Source organism: Streptomyces albidus (ex Kaewkla and Franco 2022) (assembly GCF_013870515.1).
GTDB lineage: Bacteria > Actinomycetota > Actinomycetes > Streptomycetales > Streptomycetaceae > Streptomyces > Streptomyces albidus.
Genome location: NZ_JACBXA010000461.1, coordinates 1 through 2,094, shown reverse-complemented (window position 1 = coordinate 2,094; position 2,094 = coordinate 1). Strand labels below are relative to the sequence as shown.

Genomic DNA, 2,094 nt, shown 5'->3' with positions numbered 1-2,094 from the left:
CGGAGACACCTCCCACGCGGGCCGACCCGGGCCAGTCGAGCCCCAGTCGACCGAACACGGAACGGGCGAGCGCCAGCGGTTCGCGTGCGCGGGTCTCCTCCAGCGGCGGCCGGTTGACTCCGCCGGTGATCTCGAAGGGCAGCCGCGCCGTGTCCGCCACCATGCGGCGCAGCGCGGCGTCGAGTTCCTCCTGCGCGACGGAGTCCGGTGCCCGCACGTCCACCGTCACCCGTGCCAGGTCCGGGACGGTGTTCTGCGTCGTGCCGGCGGTGGCCATCGTGGGCGTCACCGTGACCTCCCCGTCGTCGGAGCCCAGCCGGCCGAGTCCGACGACGACGCCGGCGAGGTCCACCAGCGCGTTGCGGCCCCGGTGCGGATCGAGGCCCGCGTGCGCGGCCGTACCCGTCACCGAGATGTCGTAGAAGGACCAGCCCTTGCGTGCGTGCTTGAGTGCGCCGCCGTCGGCAGCGCCCTCGAGCACGAGCGCGGCGCGCGACTTTCGCGCCCACTCGGTCACGACAGGGCCTCCGAGGGGTGAGCCGACCTCCTCGTCCGTGGTGACGAGGAAGGCGACGGGCGGGGACGAGCCCGTCTCGGCACGCAGCTCGGCGAGCCCGTGCAGCCCCTGCACCAGCCCCGCCTTCATGTCGAAGACGCCGGGGCCCACGACCCGCGAACCCTGGACCTCGAACGGCCGGCGGCGCAGCGTGCCCAGCGGCCAGACCGTGTCGAGGTGACCGACGAGCAGCACCGGAGGAAGGTCGGCGGGACCGAGCCGCCAGAGCAGACCACCGGGTGTTCCCGACGCGTCGGAGTCCAGCACCGTGGGCCGCTCGCCGAGCAGCCGTGTGCCGACGTCCTCCAGCAGGGACCGGCAGGCAAGCAGCGCCTCCGGGTCCGAGGAGGGCGATTCGGCCGAGACCAGCGCGCCGATGTCGTCGAGCATCGCTGGCCTGCGGGCCGTGAGCTTCGCGAGGAAGGCCTGCGGGTCGGGTACGGACGGGGCTGGCACAGCGAGGCTCCTTTGCCGCGGTCGCCGGGTCGGGACGTCCCGTGGACGCCTCACCAGCATCACCGCAGTAAGCCGTGCGAAAGTCTGTGGCAGGCACCAAGCTTTGGAGCTGATCCCTCATGGCGGAGCACAACCCCCCTCCGGCCGGGCACGGCGAACCGGTGTCTCTCGCGTCCGTCGTCGAGTCCCTCGGGCCGGAGGGCCTGGAGGTCTGGGCCGCACCTCACGGGCTGGAGGTTCCCGTGTCGGGCCTGGCCGTGCGGGAGGCGGACGACGACGACCCGCGCGGCGCGGACCTGCTGCTGGCGATCGGTACGAGCGGCAGCCCGGACGACCCCGATGCGCTGGCGGAGCTCCTCACCGCCGCGGCCGCCGCAGGGGCGCGGGCCGTCGTCGTCAGGAGCCGCCACGGTGCCCCTCCCGGTGCGGCAGCTCTGGCCGAGCCCCACGGTGTGGCGCTGATGGGCCTGCCGGTGGAGCTGGAGTGGGCGGAGGTGATCGGGAGACTGCGGGCCCTGCTCGCGCTCGCAGCGGCCCCGCGGCAGGGACCGCTCGGCGTGATCTCCCGCCAGCAGGACCTGCTGAGCCTGGCGAACACCCTCGCCGGGCTCGTGCACGGCTCAGTGATGATCTTCACGCCCGGCCAGGAGCTGCTGGCCGCCTCCCGGCTGACCGAGGGCGACGACGACATGCGCAGGGCCGCCGTACTGGAGCAGCACGGCCCGGCCGGATACCGCAGCAGGCTGGCCGCACTCGGCGTCTACCGCAGGCTGTGGTCGGACGAGGGCGTCGTCGACGTGGCCGCCGTTCCGGAACTGGGCGCCGGGCGCAGACTCGCCGTTGCCGTACGGGCGGGGAAGGAGAACCTGGGCTCGATCTGGGTGGCCGAAGGCACCGGGCCCCTCGCGGAGAACGCCGCCTCGCTCCTCGCCGAGACGGCCGCCGTGGCCGCCGCGCGGCTGCTCGGGCTGGACCAGGAGGAGCTGGCACGGCACCGCATGAGCGAGGAGCTGGTCGGACGGCTGCTCCTCGGCGAGGTCGATCCCCGTCTGGCCGGTGCGCATCTGGGGATCCCGCCCGAC

At 74.1% G+C, this 2,094-nt stretch carries 2 protein-coding genes; one reads left to right on the top strand and one right to left on the bottom strand.

Annotated elements, in window-relative coordinates; all coding sequences use genetic code 11:
- On the bottom strand, positions 1-1,012 hold a 1,012-nt coding region (locus tag H5J26_RS30500), incomplete at its 3' end, for a M20/M25/M40 family metallo-hydrolase (RefSeq protein WP_181769187.1).
- Positions 1,013-1,131: 119 nt separating this feature from the next.
- Between H5J26_RS30500 and H5J26_RS30495 the strand changes: the two genes are divergently transcribed.
- Positions 1,132-2,094, top strand: a 963-nt coding sequence (locus H5J26_RS30495) for a PucR family transcriptional regulator ligand-binding domain-containing protein (protein ID WP_181769186.1), incomplete at its 3' end; no start/stop codon positions are given.